Origin of the sequence: Neotamlana sargassicola, from assembly GCF_020523965.1 — a bacterium.
In the GTDB taxonomy this organism is placed as follows: domain Bacteria; phylum Bacteroidota; class Bacteroidia; order Flavobacteriales; family Flavobacteriaceae; genus Neotamlana; species Neotamlana sargassicola.
Genome location: NZ_JAJAPX010000003.1, coordinates 27,042 through 48,908, shown reverse-complemented (window position 1 = coordinate 48,908; position 21,867 = coordinate 27,042). Strand labels below are relative to the sequence as shown.

General features: G+C 31.7%; 17 protein-coding genes and 1 pseudogene. 9 read left to right on the top strand and 9 right to left on the bottom strand.

What is annotated here, in order from left to right:
- The first annotated feature begins 17 nt into the window (after positions 1–17).
- The gene (locus LG651_RS08160; RefSeq protein WP_226695647.1) at positions 18–722 is read left to right on the top strand and encodes a cupin domain-containing protein; all 705 of its coding nucleotides are present in this window, start codon (positions 18–20) and stop codon (positions 720–722) included.
- 90 nt (positions 723–812) lie between these two features.
- On the opposite strand, the pseudogene LG651_RS08155 reads toward LG651_RS08160, so the two are convergent.
- Positions 813–1,026, bottom strand: a pseudogene (locus LG651_RS08155) (ABC transporter permease); the annotation flags it as partial.
- A gap of 329 nt (positions 1,027–1,355) precedes the next feature.
- On the opposite strand from LG651_RS08155, the gene LG651_RS08150 reads away from it, so the two are divergent.
- Positions 1,356–1,793: a hypothetical protein gene (locus LG651_RS08150; protein WP_226695646.1), complete on the top strand. Its 438-nt coding sequence runs from the start codon at positions 1,356–1,358 to the stop codon at positions 1,791–1,793.
- Positions 1,794–1,809: 16 nt separating this feature from the next.
- Here the strand turns inward: LG651_RS08150 and LG651_RS08145 are convergent, their stop codons facing one another.
- Together LG651_RS08145 and LG651_RS08140 are read right to left on the bottom strand one after the other, a co-directional pair.
- Positions 1,810–2,904 carry an ABC transporter permease gene (locus LG651_RS08145; protein ID WP_226695645.1) on the bottom strand — a complete coding sequence of 365 codons (1,095 nt, stop codon included), beginning with the start codon at positions 2,902–2,904 and terminating at the stop codon, positions 1,810–1,812.
- Positions 2,905–2,911: 7 nt separating this feature from the next.
- Positions 2,912–5,050 carry a carboxy terminal-processing peptidase gene (locus LG651_RS08140; RefSeq protein ID WP_226695644.1) on the bottom strand — a complete coding sequence of 713 codons (2,139 nt, stop codon included), beginning with the start codon at positions 5,048–5,050 and terminating at the stop codon, positions 2,912–2,914.
- A gap of 168 nt (positions 5,051–5,218) precedes the next feature.
- Between LG651_RS08140 and surE the strand changes: the two genes are divergently transcribed.
- Genes surE through LG651_RS08115 form a run of 5 tightly spaced genes read left to right on the top strand, consistent with a single transcriptional unit; the run spans position 5,219 to position 9,997 of the window.
- Entirely contained in the window at positions 5,219–5,995 is a 777-nt protein-coding gene (gene surE / locus LG651_RS08135) for a 5'/3'-nucleotidase SurE (RefSeq protein ID WP_226695643.1), read from the top strand.
- Positions 5,988–6,272, top strand: coding sequence for a hypothetical protein (locus LG651_RS08130; protein ID WP_226695642.1), 285 nt, complete (start codon positions 5,988–5,990; stop codon positions 6,270–6,272). The genes surE and LG651_RS08130 overlap by 8 nt, the downstream gene beginning before the upstream one ends.
- An 11-nt stretch (positions 6,273–6,283) precedes the next feature.
- Positions 6,284–7,396 carry a lipid-A-disaccharide synthase gene (gene lpxB, locus LG651_RS08125; RefSeq protein WP_226695641.1) on the top strand — a complete coding sequence of 371 codons (1,113 nt, stop codon included), beginning with the start codon at positions 6,284–6,286 and terminating at the stop codon, positions 7,394–7,396.
- Entirely contained in the window at positions 7,383–7,910 is a 528-nt protein-coding gene (locus LG651_RS08120; protein ID WP_226695640.1) for a C40 family peptidase, read from the top strand. The genes lpxB and LG651_RS08120 overlap by 14 nt, the downstream gene beginning before the upstream one ends.
- A 47-nt stretch (positions 7,911–7,957) precedes the next feature.
- Positions 7,958–9,997, top strand: a complete 2,040-nt coding sequence (locus tag LG651_RS08115; protein ID WP_226695639.1) for a ComEC/Rec2 family competence protein — start codon at positions 7,958–7,960, stop codon at positions 9,995–9,997.
- Positions 9,998–10,001: 4 nt separating this feature from the next.
- On the opposite strand, the gene LG651_RS08110 is transcribed toward LG651_RS08115, so the two are convergent.
- The 5 genes from LG651_RS08110 to LG651_RS08090 all read right to left on the bottom strand — a co-directional run bounded on the left by LG651_RS08110 (position 10,002) and on the right by LG651_RS08090 (position 16,493).
- Positions 10,002–10,478, bottom strand: a complete 477-nt coding sequence (locus LG651_RS08110; RefSeq protein ID WP_226539614.1) for a thioredoxin family protein — start codon at positions 10,476–10,478, stop codon at positions 10,002–10,004.
- Positions 10,479–10,491: 13 nt separating this feature from the next.
- Complete coding sequence (locus LG651_RS08105) at positions 10,492–11,040, bottom strand: thioredoxin family protein (RefSeq protein ID WP_226695638.1); 549 nt, start codon at positions 11,038–11,040, stop codon at positions 10,492–10,494.
- A 91-nt stretch (positions 11,041–11,131) separates the two neighbouring features.
- Complete coding sequence (locus tag LG651_RS08100) at positions 11,132–12,664, bottom strand: peptide MFS transporter (protein ID WP_226695637.1); 1,533 nt, start codon at positions 12,662–12,664, stop codon at positions 11,132–11,134.
- Between the two features lie 10 nt (positions 12,665–12,674).
- The gene (locus LG651_RS08095) at positions 12,675–14,228 is read right to left on the bottom strand and encodes a peptide MFS transporter (protein WP_226695636.1); all 1,554 of its coding nucleotides are present in this window, start codon (positions 14,226–14,228) and stop codon (positions 12,675–12,677) included.
- A gap of 27 nt (positions 14,229–14,255) precedes the next feature.
- Positions 14,256–16,493 carry a S9 family peptidase gene (locus LG651_RS08090; protein ID WP_226695635.1) on the bottom strand — a complete coding sequence of 746 codons (2,238 nt, stop codon included), beginning with the start codon at positions 16,491–16,493 and terminating at the stop codon, positions 14,256–14,258.
- A gap of 152 nt (positions 16,494–16,645) precedes the next feature.
- Between LG651_RS08090 and LG651_RS08085 the strand changes: the two genes are divergently transcribed.
- Together LG651_RS08085 and LG651_RS08080 are read left to right on the top strand one after the other, a co-directional pair.
- Positions 16,646–17,965 carry a hydroxymethylglutaryl-CoA reductase, degradative gene (locus tag LG651_RS08085; protein ID WP_226695634.1) on the top strand — a complete coding sequence of 440 codons (1,320 nt, stop codon included), beginning with the start codon at positions 16,646–16,648 and terminating at the stop codon, positions 17,963–17,965.
- 2 nt (positions 17,966–17,967) lie between these two features.
- Positions 17,968–18,873, top strand: a complete 906-nt coding sequence (locus LG651_RS08080) for a GYDIA family GHMP kinase (protein ID WP_226695633.1) — start codon at positions 17,968–17,970, stop codon at positions 18,871–18,873.
- Positions 18,874–19,026: 153 nt separating this feature from the next.
- On the opposite strand, the gene LG651_RS08075 is transcribed toward LG651_RS08080, so the two are convergent.
- Positions 19,027–21,834, bottom strand: coding sequence for a M16 family metallopeptidase (locus LG651_RS08075; protein ID WP_226695632.1), 2,808 nt, complete (start codon positions 21,832–21,834; stop codon positions 19,027–19,029).
- Positions 21,835–21,867: the final 33 nt, after the last annotated feature.

The following is a 21,867-nucleotide window of genomic DNA, read 5'->3' as shown; positions in this document are numbered from 1 at the left end:
TTAAAAATTTAACTTGTATGAAAAAAGTATTCTTAACTTCAATTTTAGCCACCACCATGCTATTAAATAGCTGTGCTAACAAAACTAAAAAACCCAACAAAACTGAAGTTCTTGCACAAGAAATTGCTTTAAAACAAGAAAACAAAGAATTAAAATTTACTAACGATCAATTTTACGATAGTGAAGGTAACTTTCTGCAAGAGAAAGCTAAAGATGCATTAATTGAAATGTTAGAATACCACAACTACCCAATTTTTGATGGTTTAAGAGAAAAAATATGGCTAACAGATTATAATAAGGGCAATTACGCTAAATTAGGTTTAGCTTCTGTAATGTTTGTTAATAATGAAAAAGACCAATATATGCTTATGGATATCTTTTTATTACCAGGGCAAATGCTTGGAGAACACCAACATTTTGCAGCGGATGGTAATCCTGCTAAATTGGAAGGTTGGCTTGTAAGACATGGTAAAAGTTATATAGTGGGTGTTGGCGAAAACAATCGTGATAAATTTCCAGAAGTTATTGTTCCAAAAGACCATTGGGACGGTAAAGTAAATACAAATCATATTATTGAAGCTAATGAAGGTGATTTTGCTTATTTAAAAGAAGTTGAATCGTCTCATTGGCAAATGGCGGGTCCAGAAGGAGCTGTTATTACAGAAGTTGGAAATGTACACACCAATTCTGGGGTTTTAAGATCGGACCCTAAAATGAATTAGAACAGTATTTTATATTGGCAAAAAAGCACATAAATTATAATTTATGTGCTTTTTTTTAAAAGTATTGCTTTTAATAAAAGTTATTAATTTTTAACACAAAGCGTCACAAAATGCCTTACCTATAAGCATAAAAGCCATAACCAAGCTCATAATACAAAGTCTCGGAATAACGGCTAAATAGTTTACCTAAAATTATATAATTACGGTGGTCTTTAATCTAAGGGGCCCAACTAGAAGTAGGATGCTGTGCACCAATACCTAAAAAGCTTAAGCCAATTTCTATTAAAATATAAACTTTAAAGTTTCCGAAATACTTCATTAAAAATATAAACTAAAAAACCATATCGAATTTTTTACAACGCCATCTGAAAACAAAGAAGAAACTATCGGGTTAGAACAAAACGATTTAATCACGCTTCAATTCCCCAACAATACAGAATATATTGGTCTCCCAGCCAATGTAAATGATATTCACGATAAAAAAATGATAAAAAATCGATAGAAGACCAAAAACTCTAGTGCCTGCAAATATTAATAGCAACGACTTAATAACTTAAAAATATTTCTATTTTTGAGGTATTAACCTATTGCACAAACAAATTTAACTCCAATAAAATCTAAAATATTTATATCATGTCAAACAAATCTAATTTTCCTTATAAAACCCTTATTTGGGCACTAGTTACTCTTATTGCACTTTTTCTTTTTAAAAATCAGTTCAAAAAAGATTCTAACAACACATCCGAACTAAATATTATGGGTGTGACTATTAAAACAAATGATAAAAATGCTCAACGTTTAAAGGATTCTTTAAATAGATACAAAACAGAAGTAGATAAAACCATAACCGATTTAACCAACCAGCTTTCAGAAAACGAATCCGATATAAAACAATTAGTTTTAAACAATGCCGATTTAAAAAAACAAATAACGTCTTGCACAGGAGAAAAGGTTGAGCAAACACCGGTTTTTGTTGGTACCGATATTATTAAAATGCTCAAGAAAAACAATGAATTAAAAGCAAAAACTAACGAAATAAAAAAGGTTGATATTTTAAGCTATAAAAAGTAATAATCGAACCTTAATATTATGCTTTAACATCTAAGGCGTCGCGAAATGCATTACCTATAAGCATAAAAGCCATAACCAAACTCATAATACAAAGTCCTGGAATAACGGCTAAATAAGGTTTACCTAAAATTATATAATTGTAGTGGTCTTTAATCATGGCGCCCCAACTAGACATAGGCGGTTGTGCACCAATACCTAAAAAGCTTAAGCCACTTTCTATTAAAATAGCCGACGCAAAATTAGCTGCCGATATTACGATAACCGGGGCCATAATGTTAGGCAAAATATGTTTAGTTATAATTCTAAAATGATTGTAGCCCAAAGCTTTAGCAGCGGTAACATATTGCATTTCTTTAACGGAAATAATTTGTCCGCGTACTACACGAGCAACTTCGACCCACATGGTTAATCCAACAGCAATAAATACTTGCCAAAAGCCTTTTCCTAAGGCTAAAGTAATGGCTATTACTAAAAGCAAGGTTGGTATAGACCAAGTTACATTTATAATCCACATTATGGCAGCATCTACCTTACCTCCAAAATATCCAGCCAGACTTCCCATAAAAATGCCAATAACTAAAGATATAAACACGGCAACAAAACCAATAAAAAATGAAATTCTAGCACCTACAAGAACACGACTTAATAAATCGCGACCATATTTGTCTGTTCCAAGAAGAAAGGTTTTATCTTCTATAAAATCTTCTATAGATTTATCGGGAAATACGTTTAAATCGAGTTTTTTTTCTGATCCCAATAAACCATCGGAAGTATATTCAGTATAAAATAAGTTTTCATTTTCAATTTTATAATTTGAAATAGGCACTTCGGTACTGGCATTCATTTTTCCAAAGAACAATTTATCGAAAACATTTTGCTTCACATTTATTTCTGAAGGAATAGTGAGCATGTTTACACTAAACCCTGGCTTTTTAGAATGTATTGCTAAATGCATTTGATTGGCATACTGTGAATTATCGGGTGCTAAAACATAAGCAAACACCGACACCAAACCAACTATAATAATATAAACGAAGCAAAAAACGCCCCAAAAGTTTTTCTTAAACTTTTGAAGCGCTAATTGTTTTAATGAATTCGATTGTTCCGCCATAAAATGCTTACTCTTTTACTGCTGAAGCTACTTTTTTTATTGGGTATGCTAAGTTTAAATCTTCTAAAACGTTAAGCGCTTCCTCTATATAAACATCTTTACTTAAGCTTTTATGCCAACGTTCGCGTTTTTCTTTTAAATCGGTAGAATCGTTTTCAATCAACGATTTTTCATAGGTTGTAGAGTAAAAACTTAAATTTGTTTTATAATCATCGATGGCATCAAACTTTTTTGATTCGGCTTCATTATTTTCATTTTGCTTTACATAATCGTCGTAATTTAATGAGAATACCGTAACGTCAATTTTATCTTTTACCCATTTCGCATTTTCATCAATAAGTGCAATTTGTGGGTTATTACTCATACGCTCTTTACTTTTTTTAACAGTAGCATCGTAATCGAAATAATTTTCCCATGGTGTATAAATGGCTGGATCAATTTCGTCCCATGGTAACGGGTTATCTTTATCTTTTTCACCTACATTAATATAGGTAAATCGACCAGGAACTGTGACATCACTTTTAACACCTTCTAATTGTACAGACCCACCATTAATACGGTAATATTTTTGCGTGGTTAAAGCAAGCGCTCCAAGATCTCCGGCATTATTATTTCGCAACATACTATTTAAATTCATAACATTTTGTACAGTTCCTTTACCGTAAGTTTGTTTACTACCTATAATAATTGCGCGTTTGTAATCTTGCATTGCTGCCGACATAATTTCGGAAGCAGAGGCAGAAATTTCGTTTACTAATATTACTAATGGGCCATCCCATGAAATAGACTTATCTCTATCTTTTAAAACCTCTTTAGCCTCGCCTGTTGAGCGTACTTGAACTATTGGACCATCTTTAATAAACAAACCGGCCATTTCAACCACCGTGGGTAAAGAACCACCACCGTTGTTTCGTAAATCTAGCACCAATCCTTCCATACCTTCAGCTTTTAAATGCTCTATTTCGGCCTTAACATCTTTTGCTGCATTAATATTTTTATAATCTTCAAAATCGACATAAAACGCTGGCAAATTAATTACACCAAACTTTTTTCCATCTTTTTCCACTACAGAGGCTTTTGCATAAGTATCTACAATCTCAACAATATCGCGAGTAATGGTTATATCTTTTATGGTACCATCAACTTTTTTTACTGTTAAAGTTACTTTAGTTCCTTTTGGGCCTTTAATATAGTTTATAGCATCGTTAATGCGCATGCCAACAATATCTACAGGGGTTTCCTCGTCTTCTTGTTTTACTTTTAAAATAACATCTTCAACCTCAAGCTCCTCACCTTTCCATGCTGGACCACCAGAAATTAATTCAACTACCTTTATATAGTCCATACGCTTTTGTAAACGCGCACCAATACCTTCTAGTTTTCCAGACATGCGTTGGTCGAAATCTTCCTTACTTTTTGGTGCTAAATAATAGGTATGTGGGTCGAATTCTTCAACAATAGTGTTTACGTAAATAGCAAACCAATCTTCGCGAGTTTGGTCGTCTATATAATCTTCAAAAATTATATTCAAAGATTTTAAAGTGGCTTCTCTAGCTTCTTTTTCAATCTCTGCATCGGTTTTCATGGTATACGATGCATCTTTTTCTTTTTTCTGTTTTTCCTCTTGTTTTAAGTCGTCGTAATTTGAAATAGCAGAAAACTTTAATTGTTTTCTCCAACGATCTTGCATTTCTTTTTTATTTTTAGGGAATTCTGCATTTTCGCTGTCACTGTTGTAATATTCTTTAATAGTATAATCGAAAGGTGTAGCTAATACCGTTTTGTAAATTTCTTTAGCCTCTGCAATACGTTGCAAAGTGCGTTGGTTTACAACATTAAAAAAAGTTATATCGGTAGCTTTTAATTGATCGTCGATGGTTAACTTAAACTTCTCAAAATCATCAATATCAGATTGATAAAAATAACGTTTAAACGGGTCGGTTATGGCTATATAATCTTCGAAAAAATCCTCGGAAAAAGCATCATCAAATAAAATAGGATCAAAATGTCCTTGTTCTAGAACAAAGGTTATAATTTGTATTAATAATTTGTCTTTGTCCGGGTTATCGAATTTCTTTGTAGTAAAGCTGCAAGAAGCAAATGCTAATAACAATACTAACAGCATTGCTTTATAATTCCTTTTCATAATTTTTCTCATCTATTTAATTTAATTGCTCTGGAAAGCACGACATTATTTTTACTAAAATAGTAGAAAAAAGTGTGCCAAAACAACCAAACGCTACTAATTTTTTGTTAAACGATGTTATTTGGCTGTTTAATATGTATTTTAGCACATAGAATATTAATACATATTATGGCAGAAAAACCCCTTATTTTAGTAACCAACGACGATGGTATAAACGCTCCAGGAATTCGCGCATTAATAGAAGTTATGAATGAACTTGGGGATGTAGTTGTAGTAGCACCAGATAGCCCACAAAGTGGCATGGGGCATGCCATTACATTGTACTCTACTCTTTTTGCAGATCCTATTAAAATAGATGAAGGCCCGCAAACAGAATACAGCTGTTCTGGAACGCCTGCCGATTGCGTAAAAATTGCAATTAGAGAAATTGTAAACAGAAAACCAACACTTTGTGTTTCAGGAATTAATCATGGGTCTAACGCCGCGATTAATGTGATTTATTCAGGCACTATGAGTGCCGCTATTGAAGCTGGTATTGAGGGTATTCCTGCCATTGGTTTTTCTCTATTAGATTATGGGCATGATGCTAATTTTGAACCATCGAAACCTTTTATAAAAAGCATTACAGAACAGGTTTTAAAACATGGTTTACCCGAAGGTATTGTTTTAAACGTAAACATACCAAACGTAACAAAAGATGCTATAAACGGTATTAAAATTTCTCGACAAGCACGATCGAATTGGGTTGAAGAATTTGATAAACGCCAAACACCACAAGGAAAAGATTATTACTGGCTTACTGGAAAATTTGTTAATTTAGATGACGGCAAAGATACCGACTCCTGGGCGCTAGAGAACAACTATATTTCGATAGTCCCAACGCAATTTGATTTAACAGCACATGACTTTATAAAAAACTTAGAAAACTGGAATTTAAATGATTAAAAAAGACGTTATTATAGGAATGGTAGTTGGCTTAGTTGCTAATGCCATTGGTTTAATATTAGCAGCAATGTTACTTGGTGGTGATGATGATTTCACCACTGTTATTAAAGCAGCAATAAGTGAAGGTTTTTTAGGTAAATTAATAAGTTTAGGTGCCATTTTAAATCTAATTGCTTTTTTCGTTTTTATAAGAAAGCGACAAGATTATAGGGCTCGTGGTGTACTTTTAATAACGGTTATATTAGCTGTTTGCACCTTTATTTTTAAAATATTTTAGACCATTAATAAATGACATATTACATTCTTGCGGGTGAAGCATCTGGCGATTTACATGGCGCTAACTTAATGAAGGCATTGTATAAAGTTGATGCTAATGCAGACATTAGGTTTTGGGGTGGCGATGCTATGCAAAATGTTGGTGGCACTCTAGTAAAACACTATAAAGAGCGTGCTTTTATGGGTTTTATTGAAGTCATTTTAAACCTCAATAAAATTTTTAAACTAATAAAGTTTTGCAAGCAAGATATTGCAGCATTTAAACCCGATGTTATTATATTTATTGACAACTCTGGATTTAATTTAAGAATTGCGAAGTGGGCAAAACAGCGAGGTTTTAAAACCAATTATTATATTTCTCCGCAAGTTTGGGCATCGCGTGCAAAACGTGTTTTTGATATTAAACGAGATATTGATAACATGTACGTTATCCTTCCGTTTGTTGAAGATTTCTATAAAAAATACAATTATGACGTTAATTTTGTTGGCCACCCGTTAATTGATGCCATAGCAGATAGAACCCAAGTTAAAGAAGAAAAATTTAGAGCAGAAAACAATTTAGGAGACAAACCTATTATTGCACTTTTACCAGGAAGCCGTAAGCAAGAAATTGCTAAAATGCTCTCGGTAATGCTTAGTTTAGTTGACGACTACCCCAATTATCAATTTGTTATTGCAGGAGCGCCAAGTCAGGAATTTAGTTTTTATCAGACCTTTATGAAGTCTAATAAGGTTAAGTTTATAGCTAATAAAACCTATGATTTATTGAGTATTTCGTATGCGGCATTAGTAACTTCTGGAACGGCAACTTTAGAGACCGCGTTATTTAAAGTACCGCAAGTAGTGTGTTATAAAGGGAGTAATATTTCGTACCAAATAGCAAAACGCATTATAACCTTAAAATATATTTCGTTAGTGAATTTGGTAATGGATAAGGAAGTGGTTACCGAGCTAATTCAAAACGATTTCAATAGAAAACGTTTAAAACAAGAATTAAACAACATTTTAAATGAAGACATGCGTAAAACCATGTTTTTAAATTATTTTGAATTAGAGAAAAAGTTAGGCGGTAAAGGAGCCAGCAAAAAAACAGCCGAATTAATTTTTAAAAATGCCCAAAATTAATAGTACCATGAAAAAATTTGTGCTTTTATTAATGCTTCTAATTGCATTTAGTAGTTGTAAATCTTCAAAGAGCACAAAAAGTAAATCATCTCAAACTACTGCAAAAACTAAAAAAAACACATCAAAATCTAAAGCCGAAAATATTATTGATTACGCCAACCAATTTAAAGGTGTAAAATATAAGTGGGGTGGCACTACAAAAAAAGGAATGGATTGCTCTGGCTTAATTTACACCTCTTTTACAGCTAACAATGTACAATTACCACGAATTTCGAGAGACATGGCTAAACGTGGCACAAAAATTAGCTTAAAAAATGTGCATAAAGGTGATTTATTATTTTTTAAAACAGGAAAAAATAGAAGAAACGAAATTAATCATGTAGGACTTATTGTTGATATAAGAAATAATGATATTAAATTTATTCACGCCACAACTAGTAAAGGTGTTATTGTTTCTGGTTTAAATGAAAAGTATTGGCTAAATGCTTTTGTTGAAGCTAGAAGCATACTTTAAATACCATAAGTCATAAATCTGTAAGATTTTTATTAACTTACAGACCTATGAAGGTGCTTAATTTTACCATAATTAAATTAACTATTTGCTTAGTTACAGGAATTTTATTAGGCTACTTCACTTCTATAAACTGGGCTCTTTTATTAGTAATTGCGTTTGTTTTTATTATTATATTATTTATCATTTTTATAATGGATAAAAATAAGTTTAAACAATCTGTTTGGTTTGGCTTATTTACCTTTATTTCTATGACTATTATTGGTGCTTTAACTGTAAAGCTTCATAATCCAATTAATTTTAAAAATCATTACACACAAAAAGTCTCGCTAAACAATACATCAACCCATACTGTTAAGTTTAAAGTGCGTGAGGTTTTAAAACCAGGAAATTATTACGATAAATACATTGTTGATATACTTAGTCTTGAGGATGAAAACGCTAAAGGCAAAATTCTTATAAATATTGAAAAGGACACAACCTACAATCTGTTAAAAGTTGATGATATATACATTAGTAAATTACAATTTAAAGATTTAATTCATCCTTTAAACCCTCATCAATTTGACTATAAAAAGTATTTAGAGAAACAATACATTTATCATCAAGTATTTACTACTAACAATGCGCTTTATTATTCTGGCTCAAAAAAAATCAGCCTACTTGGTCTTGCTGATAATATTAGGATTTTTATTAATAAAAAGTTAGAGGCTTACCATTATAAAACCGATGAATTGGCAATAATTAATGCCTTATTTTTAGGTCAACGCCAAGATATAAGTAAAGCTGTATACACAAATTATACTAACGCTGGAGCAATACATATTTTAGCCGTTTCAGGATTACATGTGGGTATTATTTTAATAATATTAAATTTTATTTTAAAGCCTATAGCGCAATTAAAGTATGGTAATACCATAAAAACTATTCTTTTAGTATTAATACTGTGGTGTTTCGCTATTATTGCCGGTTTATCGGCATCGGTAACACGAGCTGTAACTATGTTTAGCATTGTAGCCATAGCTATGAACATAAAACGCCCAACCAATATTTTTAATACGTTGGCTATATCGGTTTTCGTTCTTTTATTAATTAAACCCATGTTTTTGTTTGATGTTGGCTTCCAATTAAGTTATTTGGCTGTATTTTCAATAGTAACTATTGATCCTTTTTTGTATAAAATTTGGCAGCCCAAAAACTGGATTTTAGATAAATATTGGCATACTTTTACAGTAACCATTTCTGCACAACTAGGTATTATACCTATTAGTTTATATTATTTTCATCAATTCCCTGGTTTATTTTTTATTTCAAATCTTGTTGTAATTCCGTTATTAGGTATTGTTTTAGCATTAGGAATTTTAGTAATCTTGCTAGCAATATGCAACATTCCGTACAATTTTGTAGCTTCAACTTTTGGGTACATTATAAGCTTAATGAATAATTTTATAAGTTGGGTATCTTACCAAGAAGCCTTTATATTTAAAGACATACCTTTTAATATTTGGTATGTTTTTGCTTCATATATTTTTATAATAACACTAGTATGGTTTTTAATAAAAAAACACGTTGCTTCTTTTAAGTTTTTTCTAATTTCAATAATAGTTGTACAACTTGCTATTTTTTATACCAAGTTTAAGAAGCCAACAAACACATTAATCGTATTTCATAAGAGTAGATATAGTTTACTTGCAGATGTAAAAAATGATAATATTATTGTTTTTGACGATTTAGATAGCTTATCAAAAAATAACAATAAAATTATAAAAGATTATACCGTAGGAAACCATATCAAATCTATTGAAAAAGAAAATTTAAAAACACTATTTAAGCTAAAGGATAAATATGTTTTAGTTATTGATAGCCTGGGAATTTATAATTTTAAATCCGTAAAACCAGATTATGTATTACTGCGGCAATCACCAAAAATAAATTTAAATAGAGTAATTGATTCGCTTAAACCTAAACAGATTATTGCAGACGGAAGTAACTATAAAAGCTACATAGCGCATTGGGAACGCATTTGTTTAAAAAAAGAAATCCCTTTTCACCAAACCAGTAAAAAGGGCGCTTTTATTATAAATTATTAAGTTTTTAATTGGCTTGATTAACAATATTATTGGCTATTTCTAACCATTTTACTGCACCACCACGAACATAACCTGTTTTTCCTAAACTGTTTAAATTTTTATTACCATCTTGTGTAGAACTTGCTAATGCAAAATGAACTGACGGGTACCCTGTTACTTTAAACATTTTTTGAAGCTGATAGTTTTGCATAAGTTGCTCGCGCTCTAATTGTTTTTTTCTAGGAAAATCTAACTCTACTAAAATAACATTATTTTTTGCCCAGGTTTTAAAATCTGGCGTTTTAAAAACTTCGTTTTGCAACCTAATACACCATCCGCACCAATCCGATCCGGTAAAAAAAATCATCAACGGTTTGTTTTCTAAGCTAGCCTTTTCAAAGGCTTTGTTCATATCTGTATGCCAAGTTAATGCTTCTTCTTGAGCTTTACTTACAAAAGAAAAACCAATTGTAATAAAAATTATAAGTAGATTTTTTTTCATAGCATTTAATTTTTTAACCCTTAAATTCTGGTTTAAAATTCTCGTAATAAGTATTAAATTCTTCTTGAGATGTTATGGTTTTATGATGATCGTTTTTAAACATTTTTAAGTAAATTTCGATCTGTGCTGGGGTTTGATAACCTCTTAACGGCGTTATTAAATTACCTGTTTCATCAAAAAACACAATTGTTGGGTATGCGCTTATTTGTAAATACCTAGCAAAATCATGAGGTGAGTTTCTCGAATTAGCCTTTGAGGCATCGTACTCTGCATTACCAAAAGTTTGCTCGTTATAAATTAACTCTTCATTACCTTCTCCATTAAATTTAACCGCATAATAATGCTCGTTTATATAAGCTGAAACGTCTTCGTTTTGAAAGGTATTTTTATCTAACATTTTACAAGGTCCACACCAAGTTGTGTAAACATCCATAAGTATTTTTTTAGGCGTTGTTTTTTGAAGCTCCAAAGCTTCATTTAAACTCAACCAATTTATGTCTTGAGCTTTACAATTAAAGCTAAAAGCTAAAATTACTATTAATGTATAAAGTATCTTTTTCATAATTACTTAAGTAACAAAAGTTGTTCCGAACTTACAAAAAATGCCCCTTAAAAGGAGCATTTTGTAATATTTTTTTATGTTTTATTGCTATTTATCGAATACCGTGCATAAGTTTTTTAATTAATGGGTTTAGAATTAAGAAAATACCACCCACAATTCCAGGTATAACCGTAAATATTAAGAAAAAATGAGACATTGAATATTGCTCTACAATAGTATCTATATATTTACCTACTGTTCCTGCTGTTAAGTTTCCTAAGAAATTTACTAAATACCATATACCAAACATCATTCCTATTTTTTTAGCTGGCACTAATTTGGATACATAGGATAAACCAGTAGGCGAAACACATAACTCACCCATAGTATGAAACAAGTAAGCAATAACTAACCAAATTAAACTTACTGATGCCGATTTTGCGCCTTGTGGAATTCCGCTAGAACCATAAGCCAATGCTCCAAAACCTATACCTAAAAGCAACATACCTACACCAAACTTAACAGCTGCTGACGGATTATATTTACTTTCCCACCACTTTGAGAATAAAGGTGCTAAGAAAATAATAAATAATGAGTTTAAAATTAGAAACCATGACGGCTCTATTTCTGCATTTTCTTTTGGTATTATTATACTTAATTTCCAGATTACAATTGCCCAAATACTTAAAAAACTAATACCTAAAACAATATTAGACAACGATATTTTTTTAAAGGTTTGCCCAAATAATTTTAAAAGTACCCATGAAATAATAAGTAACGGAACTGTGGAAACTAATACATCTACAACTTTGAAAATTAGTGCTGAATTGCCTTGTAAGTTTCTTTGCGTGTAATCACTAGCAAAAATAGTCATAGAACCACTGGCTTGCTCGAAAGCTGTCCAGAAAAACACTGTAAAAAAAGCTAAAAGCGCAACAACAATATAACGATCTCGTTGTATATTTTTTGGCGTTAATTCTTCATTAACAACTTCTGAAACTCCTATCTTTTCCCTATCTGATTTCTTGTTGGGTTCTGTTCCAACATTTTCAAAAATAGATCTTCCAAACCAAAATTGTAATGTTCCTAAAAACATAAAAATTCCAGCTAAACCAAATCCCCAAGAATAACTTAAGTTACTGGCTAAAAAACCACATAGTAAAACTCCTAAAAAGCCTCCAGCGTTAACCCCCATATAAAAAATAGTAAATGCCCCATCTTTTCTATCTGGATATTTCTCATATAAACCACTAACTATTGATGTTACATTAGGCTTAAATAAACCATTTCCTATTATTAAACAGGCTATACCTATGTACAATGTCATTTCGGTTTCTAAAGCCATGGAGGCATGACCCAACGTCATGGCTAAAGCCCCTAAAGCAACTGCTTTTTGGTAACCTAATAATTTATCGGCTATAATTCCACCAACTAAGGGTGTTAAATATACCGTACTTGTATAAATAGCTAATAATCCTACGGCGCGTTCATTACTCCAATCCCAGCTTTTTACCAAGAATAGTACAAATATGGCGCGCATACCGTAATATGAAAAACGCTCCCACATTTCGGTAAAAAATAAAACAAATAAGGCCGGTTTGTGACCTAACAGACTAAATTCTGCAGTGTTTTCGGTTGAATTCATGAAAATAATTTTAATTATCTGCTAACTCAAAGCCTTCTGCTTCGTCTATGCCAATTTTGCGCTCGTTATCTTCTGCTTTGTGAGTAAGTCGTTTTAAAGGTTTAAGTATTGCAATAAAAAGAACACCTATAATAACTGTAAAAATTAATATTCCTGTAAATATAGTATACTCACCATATTTTGAAGCTGATTCACCAACAATTCCAGCTACTTTATTACCTAAACCCGTTGCTGCGAAATAAACCCCCATCATTAAAGAAGCATATTTAACCGGGGCTAATTTTGTAATAAAAGATAATGCAACTGGAGATATACAAAGCTCCCCCAACGTATGAAATAAATAAGCTAAAACAAGCCAAATCATACTAGAGCTTCCCGATTTTTCATATTCCATTGCAGCAAATACCATAAAAAGAAATCCAAATCCCATAATAATAATCCCTAAAGCCATTTTAAAAAGTGAAGAGGCTTCCTTACCTTTTAATTTCCTTTTTGCCCAAAACCCAGCAACTATTGTTGCAAATATAATTATAAAACCAGCGTTTAAACTTTGAAACATAACGGTTGGTATAGTCCAACCGAATAATACTCGATCTGTTTTGGTATCTGTATAAAGATTCATTAAACCTCCTGCTTGCTCGAACGCTCCCCAAAATATTATAACCATTATAAATGATAATAAAAGAACTACAAACCTATCTTTATATATATTTGAATTTAGATCTTTATATATCATCATTAATAAAGAAGTTATAGCTGTTAAAAACATAAACAACATACCATAGCCCCATCCCATTTTATACCATCCAAATATGGAGAAGACCAATAAAACTAATGTAATAATTAATTGTTTTCTTGAAGACGCTAATTTTCCGTATAGTTTTCCATATGAAACCTCTTGATTATTTTCTTTTTTACTCAAGTTACCAACATGAGTTAAGTATTTTTGTCCGATAATATAATTTATTAAACCTAATACCATAACTATACCTGCAAGACCAAAACCAGCATGCCAACCCCACTTAGCTACTACTAAACCAACAGTTAATGTTGCTAATAAAGAACCTAAGTTAATACCAATGTAAAAAATACTAAATCCTTTATCACGTCTTATATCACCTTGTTTATATAATCCCCCAACCATAGTAGATATATTAGGTTTTAATAACCCAACTCCTAAAATAACTAAAGCTAAGCCAGTGTAAAAAGCCCAAACATCAGTTAAAACTAAAACACCATGCCCTAAACATAAAACAACAGCTCCGTATAAAACTGCTTTTTTTTGTCCAATAACTTTATCAGCTATCATACCACCTGGAATAGACATTACATATACTAGCATTGTATACCAACCATAAAGAGCAAGTGCTTCTTTACTTGTCCAGTCTAAACCAGCTCCTCTCGGGTCTTCTCCTGAAGAAGAAGTAGTCATATAAAGTACCAAAAGTGCACGCATTCCGTAATAGGAAAATCGCTCCCACATTTCAGTTAAAAATAGAATATACAAACCTATTGGCTGCCCAAAAAGTTCTCGCTTATATGCTTCTGTGTTAGAGTTAGTCATAAATATATTTTGATAGTTAGTTAATTATTATCCTTTAATTTTTGAAGTATTCTCTTTTATTTCCTTCTTTGGCTCTTCAATTTTATCGCCTAAGTTTTCATCGATAAAATTGCTCATTTTTGTATACAAATGAAGTCTTGTATTTCCACCGTAAATGCCATGGTTTTTATCTGGATACATAGCCCAATCGAATTGTTTATTCGCTTGAATTAAAGCTTCAGTTAATCGCATAGCGTTTTGGGCGTGTACATTATCATCGGCAGTACCATGAACTAAAAGAAAATCGCCTTTTAACTTATCTACGTGATTTATTGGTGAATTTTCGTCGTAACCAGTTGGGTTTTCCTGTGGGGTAGTCATATAACGTTCTGTGTAAATAGTATCGTAAAAACGCCAGCTAGTTACAGGAGCAACCGCAATAGCCATTTTAAACACATCGTTTCCTTTAAACAAGCAATTACTACTCATAAAACCACCAAAACTCCATCCCCAAATTCCTATTCTACTAGCATCAATATATGGTAATTCTCCAAGTTTTTTAGCTGCAGCTATTTGGTCTTCAACTTCATATTTTCCAAGTTCATTTTGTGTAACCTTTTTAAAATTGGCTCCTTTAAAACCTGTTCCTCTGCCATCTACACAAACAATTATATAACCTTTTTGGGCTAACATCTGGTACCAATAATCGTTTGCGCTATTCCAGCGGTTGGCCACTTGTTGAGAACCAGGACCAGAATATTGATACATAAAAAGCGGATACTTTTTGTTTTCATCAAAATCGGCAGGTTTAATCATCCACATATTTAAATCGTTTCCATTTACATGTATGGTACTGAACTCCTTTTTCGATGTTTTGTAATCTGCAAGTTTTTGCGATAATTTATCGTTATCTTTTATACTTTTTATTAAGTTTCCTGATGAGGCACTATTTAAAGTATATTCGTACGGAGTAGTTGCGCTAGAAAAAGTATTTATAAAATATGAAAAGTCGGCACTAAAAGCAGCTTGATTTGTTCCTTCGGTTTTAGTTAAGCGCTTTTTATTTCTTCCGTTTAATTTAATAGAATAAACATCTCTGTTAATAGAACCATTTTCTACAGATTGATAAAAAATAGTTTTTGTTTTTTCATCGAACCCATAATAATCGGTCACTTCCCAATTTCCTTTTGTAACTTGGTTAATTAATTTCCCTGTTTTATCGTAGTGATAAATGTGATTGTATCCATCTTTTTCACTAGTCCAGATAAAACTATTATCCTTTAAAAAGGTTAAGTTAAACGTTACATCAATATAAGCTTTATCGGTTTCGGCTAAAACTAAATTTGATGTGTTTTTTGCTGCATTTACAAACCATAAATCTAATTCATTTTGGTGTCTGTTCATGTATTGCGCACTTAAAACATCTGGATTATTTGTCCATTTTATTCTAGGAATATAAAAATCATTGTAAGCCTTATTTACTTTTACTTCTTCTGTTTTACCAGTTTCAGCATCAAAAATATGTAACGAAACTAAAGCGTTAGCTTCTCCTGCTTTTGGATATTTAAAAACATGTTGAGTTTGGTAAAGTGTATTACCATAAACATCCATTGAAAATTCTGGAACGTTAGTTTCGTCAAAACGAATAAATGCAATTTTGTTACTTCCTGAATTCCAATCGAAAGCACGAACAAAGCTAAATTCTTCTTCGTAAACCCAATCTGTAATACCGTTTATAATTTCATTTTTCTTACCATCAAAAGTTATTTGTGTAACTTCATCAGTTTCTAAATTTTTATAATATAAATTGTTTTGATAACCGTAGGCTATAAATTTCCCGTTAGGTGAAAACGTAGGTTCTTGTATTTTAAAATCGCTTACACTTTGTAAAGTTTTTGTTTTAACATTATACACAAAATACTTCCCTAAAGATGAACGACGAAATATAGCTTCTTCTTCTGTTGCAAGTAAAACCATAGTTTCATCGTCACTAAATGTGTAATTTGTAAAGTATGGTATTTCATCTAAATTAGCAGAACTAACCAAAGTTTTAACCTTCTCTAGTGTTTTATAATCGTAAATATCTATTGAAGTGCTTCTTTCTACTCTATTAAAATTTAATACAGAATATTGTTGCCCATTAGCCATAGAATGCAACACATCCATATGTTCTGTGCTAAAGGTTCTGTTTTTCCAAATGTCTTCTAGGGTAATTTCTTTTGTTTGCGCTATACTTATTGAAGATATAAAAAGGCAAAACAAAAAGGATAATTTTAGGTTATTCATTAAAAATGATGTTTATTTTTCAAAATGTGCCCAAGTTTACTAAAAATTCTGCAAAAAGCACCTAAAATTAACACTTTAATAAGAAGCTTGTATTAATTGATTATTTAAAACTGAATGAAGAATAGTATCTTTGCGCTGCAACTTAATACCTTATGAGTAAAACTATTTCTGGTTTTTCGAAACTATCGAAAACACAAAAAATTGATTGGATTGTTAACACCTATTTTGCTGATTTTGAAAATGCTAAAAACATACTAATCCAGTACTGGAATAGCGATGAAAAGCTTCAGCAATTGCATGATGAATTTATAGAAAACACCATTACAAACTATTATTTACCCCTTGGTGTCGCCCCTAATTTTTCTATAAACAATAAAATTTATACCATACCAATGGCTATCGAGGAAAGCTCGGTGGTAGCGGCCGCAAGTAAAGCTGCAAAATTTTGGATGGAAAGAGGCGGATTTAAAACCAAAGTAATTTCAACCACAAAAATTGGTCAAGTTCATTTTAATTACAAAGGTGATAAACAAAAACTTAAACAATTTTTTAAAATAGTAAAACCTCAACTTTTAATAGATGCCAAAAGCATTACGCAAAACATGGAAAAGCGTGGTGGTGGTATTTTAGATATAGAATTACGCAATAAAACCGAAAGTTTAGCAAACTACTATCAGCTACACGTTTCGTTTGAAACGTTAGACGCTATGGGTGCTAATTTTATAAATTCCTGCCTTGAGCAATTTGCTAAAACCCTAAAAACTGAAGCTTTAAATTTTGATTTATTTTCTGAAGAAGAAAAACAAATTGAAATTGTAATGAGTATTCTATCTAACTATGTTCCAGAATGCTTGGTTCGCGCAGAAGTTAGTTGTAAAGTTGACGATTTAACCGAAAAAAATATTGAAGGTAACGCTTTCGCGGAAAAATTTGTACAAGCAGTAAACATAGCCGAAGTAGAACCATACCGAGCAGTTACACACAATAAAGGTATCATGAATGGTATTGATGCCGTAGTACTCGCTACAGGAAACGATTTTAGAGCTATTGAAGCTGGTGTGCATGCCTATGCTTGTAAAAACGGCACATACAGTAGTTTATCTCATGCTGAAATTGAAGATGGTGTTTTCACCTTTTGGATGGAAATTCCTTTGGCTTTAGGTACCGTTGGCGGATTAACAGGCTTACACCCTTTAGTAAAATTAGCCTTAGAAATGTTAGGAAAACCATCGGCTAAAGAATTAATGCAAATTGTTGCTGTTGCAGGTTTAGCACAAAATTTTGCCGCTTTACGTTCGCTTACAACTACAGGTATTCAGCAAGGGCACATGAAAATGCATTTAATGAATATTTTAAATCAGTTTGAAGCTACTAAAACCGAAAAAGAAATCCTAAGCAAACAATTTGAAAACCAAACAGTTTCCCACAGCGCAGTGGTATCTGCAATTAAAAATTTACGTTCTAACCACTAATTATGCAGGAGTTTTATAGCAATGGTAAATTACTTTTAACAGGTGAGTATGTTGTTTTAGATGGTGTTACGGCATTAGCTGTACCTACCAAATACGGGCAATCCCTTACAGTTGAACATATACCTGAACAAAAGTTAATTTGGGAAAGTTTTAATCACGAAAGCGAATTGTGGTTTCATACTGAGTTTGATTTAACCAGCCAACCAATAAAATGGCAGACAAAAAGTGATGTTGCTAAAAGGCTAGTTCAAATTTTAAATGCTGTTAAGCAATTAAATCCTGAGTTTCTTAATAATAAACATGGTTTTAAAATAAAAACTCATCTAGATTTCCCAAATAACTGGGGGCTCGGTACCTCATCGACCTTAATAAATAATATAGCACAATGGGCAAATGTTGATGCTTTTAAACTGCTAGAACTTACTTTTGGTGGTAGTGGCTACGATATTGCTTGTGCCCAAAATAATACTGCTATAACATATACAATAAAGGATAACACACCTAGTATAAACCCAATAATTTTTAATCCCGATTTTAAGTCATTTTTATATTTTGTTCATCTAAACCAAAAACAAAACAGTCGCGACGGTATAAATTACTACCGCAAGCAAAAGAAAAACTCGATATTTGAAATTAGATCTATTAATGACTTAACTAAAAAAATTATTAACTGTAATAAATTGGTGGAGTTTATTGAATTAATTGAATTACATGAAATGGTAATTGCAAAAATTACTAAACAAATACCCGTAAAAACTAAACTATTTAATGATTTTAATGGTGCAATAAAAAGTTTAGGCGCTTGGGGCGGCGATTTTGTTTTAGTGGTTTCAATAGACGATCCTACAAATTATTTCTACAAAAGAAACTATAAGACAGTTATTACTTACAAAGATATGATACTATAGACTAATTTTCATCATTCGAAAATATACTCTTTATCGCCCTATAAGCACCACTCGTCGAAATTTTATATTTTTAGTGCAGCGCTTTAATTTTTTAAATAAAAAATGCTAGACACTATTTGTTAAAAAAGTATCTAGCATTTTAATAAGTTATTATTATTCAGCCTTTTCGGGCATTAAAATAAATTCTGCATAATTTGCATCGTTAAAATATTTTTTAGCAGTAGTTTTAAACATTTCAGAATTAATTTCTTCAATAACTTCATTTTGCTCCAAAATAGACTCTAAATCTAAATCGTATTCATGCGACGTTTTTAACTTAGAACTCCAAAAGTTGTTATTTTCTAAAAATTGCTCGTAATTAGCTAGTTCTGCTTGTTTAATTTTAGTAATGTTTATTTGCGAAGCACCATGATTTTTAATGTTGTTAATCTCCTCTTGTGTTTTAGCAATTAGCTTATCAACATTTTCTGGGTCGCAAGTAAAGCGCACGGCAATTCTGTACCATTGATAAGGTATTTTTGATGCAAATGATGAAACCCGAACACCATAAACGCCAGACATTTTTTCTCTTAACTCTTCAGTTAATTTAATTTTTAATAGTTTGGCTAGTAAGCTTAAATGTTCTTTTTCTTCTAAAGAAAAATCTATAGCTCCCGTAAAACGTAAATCTACGGTACTCTTATCGCTTATACCCTTATAAAACACTTTTTTTCCTACGCCAGTAGCATATCGTAAACCTGTATCTTTCGATTTACTCTCTTCATTTAAATTAGAGGGTAAACTCCCTAGATATTGTTCTACAAGTGGCTTTAAATTTTCTAATTTAAGACTACCAACAAATACAAATGTAAAGCCGTTTGCATTTGCAAAACGCTCTTTGTAAAAATTAAATGCTTGGTCAAGATCAAGCTCGTTTTCAATTTGCTTAACAGTTAATGGCATAGATCTTAAATGGCTATGCGTCATATTTTTTGCAATTTCTTTTTCAAAATAAGCACTTGGGCTATCATCTTGATTTTTATAAACAGATTTTAACCCTTCTTTAAAAGCCACAAAAGCATTCTCATCTCTGTTTGGCTTGGTAAAATACAAATGGACCAGCTTCATCATATATTCTAAATCTGCCGAGGAACTAGAACCTGAAAATAAATCGTCGTAATAATTAATTCTGGGAGATACGCTAACGGTTTTTCCCATACTTAATTTTTCTAAGTTGATGTTAGAAATACCGTTTACACCACTTTTACCAATAATATTTCCAGCATTACGAGCAGAAACATATATAGAATCTGGCGCTGTTGAACTTCCGCCTGATCGAAAACCACTCATCGAAATTAAATCGTTTTGAAATCTTGTTGGTTTTACAATAACGGTAATGCCATTTGCCAATTTCCATGTTGTAACATCAACCTCTTTATTGTACTCAGTAGCTACAATATGCCCTGGGTTTGGAGGTGTTTCTAATAATTTTACATTAGACAATTTATCTATATATGGCTCTAGTTCTAAATTTTTTACTTTATCAATTAAGGCAATAACTTCTTCGTTTGTTGGAATGTTAACATCTTCCTTTTCTACTGTATTTAACACAATTGCCATATTATCATCTCTTACCCATTTTTTACTTATAGCGTTTACATCTGCTACGGTAATACTTGGTAATATGTCTTTGTAAAAGTTATAACTAAAGTTATCGCTTGGTATGGGTGTTTTACTGGTAAAATTATCTATATACTGCTCAACGTAATATTTATTTGAGAGCTTACCCTCTTCTTTACGGCGAATATTGGCATTGTTTAAAAAACTTTTTTTATAACGTTCTAATTCGGCTTCTGTAAAACCATAACGTTTGGCACGTTCACTTTCTATTAATAGCCCTTCGACACCATTTAAAAGTTGATTTTCCTTTAAAGAAGCTCCTAAAAAATAGCTATCTGTTGTTGATAAAAAATTTCCAATACCGGCTTTTGCAGATAAAAATGGTGCATTAGGCTCTACTTCGATTTCAGAAAGTCTTTGACGCAGCATTCCTGAATATAAACGTTGTAAAACGACCTGTTTTAGGTCATTTAAAGTGTTTACCTCATCCTCAAACCTCTTAACATATATAGATACTTTTGAACCCGTAGCTTCTTTATCTGATTGCACTGTTACCGCTGGCTTATCATTATTTGGTATGTTGTAATATACTCTCTCCCTTGGTTTTTTAGCGGATTTAATACTGCTAAATGTCGTTTTTATTTGCTGTTCAATGTCTTCTAAATTAAAATCGCCAACAAAAACTAGAGCCATTAAGTCTGGCCTGTACCAATCTTTATAAAAACGCTTTAGTGCACTGTATTTAGCATTTAAAATTACGTCGAGTGTCCCAATTGGAGCGCGCTCTGCATACCTTGAATTATTTGTTAATACGGGTATAGATTGGTAATACATTCTTGAACCTACGCCGTTTCGAGCTCTAAGCTCTTCGGCAACAACGCCACGCTCTTTATCTATTTCTTCGTGATCGAAAGTTATGCCGTCTGCCCAATCACGTAAAACTTGCAAACTCGTTTTTATGGTTTCGTTGTCTGTGGGAACAGATAATTTGTAAACCGTTTCATCAAAACTTGTATGCGCATTTAAATCGGCCCCAAACTCTACACCTATATTTTGTAAATAATTTATAAGTTCATTTTTAGGAAAATGTTTGGTACCATTAAAAGCCATATGTTCTATAAAATGAGCTAAACCTAATTGGTCTTGATCTTCAAGTATTGAACCAGCCTTTAAAACCAACCTTAGTTCGGCCTTATTTTTAGGTTTTGCATTTTGCTTAATGTAATAGGTTAAACCGTTTTTAAGCTTTCCTATTTTAACAGAAGAATCGTTGGGAATATTATTTTGTAAATTATTTTGACCTTCAATTTTAAAGCTTTGAAAGCTGAATATGATGGCTAAAATGACTACTATTTTTTTCATTATAATTAAGTCTTAATTGTTTTTAATATTAAA

Excerpts from the sequence above, each read along its gene's own strand:
- LG651_RS08085 (WP_226695634.1), top strand. The coding sequence starts at position 16,646 with ATGAGTAAAACTATTTCTGGTTTTTCGAAACTATCGAAAACACAAAAA.
- LG651_RS08130 (WP_226695642.1), top strand. The coding sequence starts at position 5,988 with ATGATTAAAAAAGACGTTATTATAGGAATGGTAGTTGGCTTAGTTGCT.
- LG651_RS08105 (WP_226695638.1), bottom strand. The coding sequence starts at position 11,040 with ATGAAAAAGATACTTTATACATTAATAGTAATTTTAGCTTTTAGCTTT.
- LG651_RS08160 (WP_226695647.1), top strand. The coding sequence starts at position 18 with ATGAAAAAAGTATTCTTAACTTCAATTTTAGCCACCACCATGCTATTA.
- LG651_RS08080 (WP_226695633.1), top strand. The coding sequence starts at position 17,968 with ATGCAGGAGTTTTATAGCAATGGTAAATTACTTTTAACAGGTGAGTAT.
- surE (WP_226695643.1), top strand. The coding sequence starts at position 5,219 with ATGGCAGAAAAACCCCTTATTTTAGTAACCAACGACGATGGTATAAAC.
- LG651_RS08150 (WP_226695646.1), top strand. The coding sequence starts at position 1,356 with ATGTCAAACAAATCTAATTTTCCTTATAAAACCCTTATTTGGGCACTA.
- LG651_RS08100 (WP_226695637.1), bottom strand. The coding sequence starts at position 12,664 with ATGAATTCAACCGAAAACACTGCAGAATTTAGTCTGTTAGGTCACAAA.
- LG651_RS08090 (WP_226695635.1), bottom strand. The coding sequence starts at position 16,493 with ATGAATAACCTAAAATTATCCTTTTTGTTTTGCCTTTTTATATCTTCA.
- LG651_RS08120 (WP_226695640.1), top strand. The coding sequence starts at position 7,383 with ATGCCCAAAATTAATAGTACCATGAAAAAATTTGTGCTTTTATTAATG.
- lpxB (WP_226695641.1), top strand. The coding sequence starts at position 6,284 with ATGACATATTACATTCTTGCGGGTGAAGCATCTGGCGATTTACATGGC.
- LG651_RS08075 (WP_226695632.1), bottom strand. The coding sequence starts at position 21,834 with ATGAAAAAAATAGTAGTCATTTTAGCCATCATATTCAGCTTTCAAAGC.
- LG651_RS08115 (WP_226695639.1), top strand. The coding sequence starts at position 7,958 with ATGAAGGTGCTTAATTTTACCATAATTAAATTAACTATTTGCTTAGTT.
- LG651_RS08140 (WP_226695644.1), bottom strand. The coding sequence starts at position 5,050 with ATGAAAAGGAATTATAAAGCAATGCTGTTAGTATTGTTATTAGCATTT.
- LG651_RS08095 (WP_226695636.1), bottom strand. The coding sequence starts at position 14,228 with ATGACTAACTCTAACACAGAAGCATATAAGCGAGAACTTTTTGGGCAG.
- LG651_RS08145 (WP_226695645.1), bottom strand. The coding sequence starts at position 2,904 with ATGGCGGAACAATCGAATTCATTAAAACAATTAGCGCTTCAAAAGTTT.
- LG651_RS08110 (WP_226539614.1), bottom strand. The coding sequence starts at position 10,478 with ATGAAAAAAAATCTACTTATAATTTTTATTACAATTGGTTTTTCTTTT.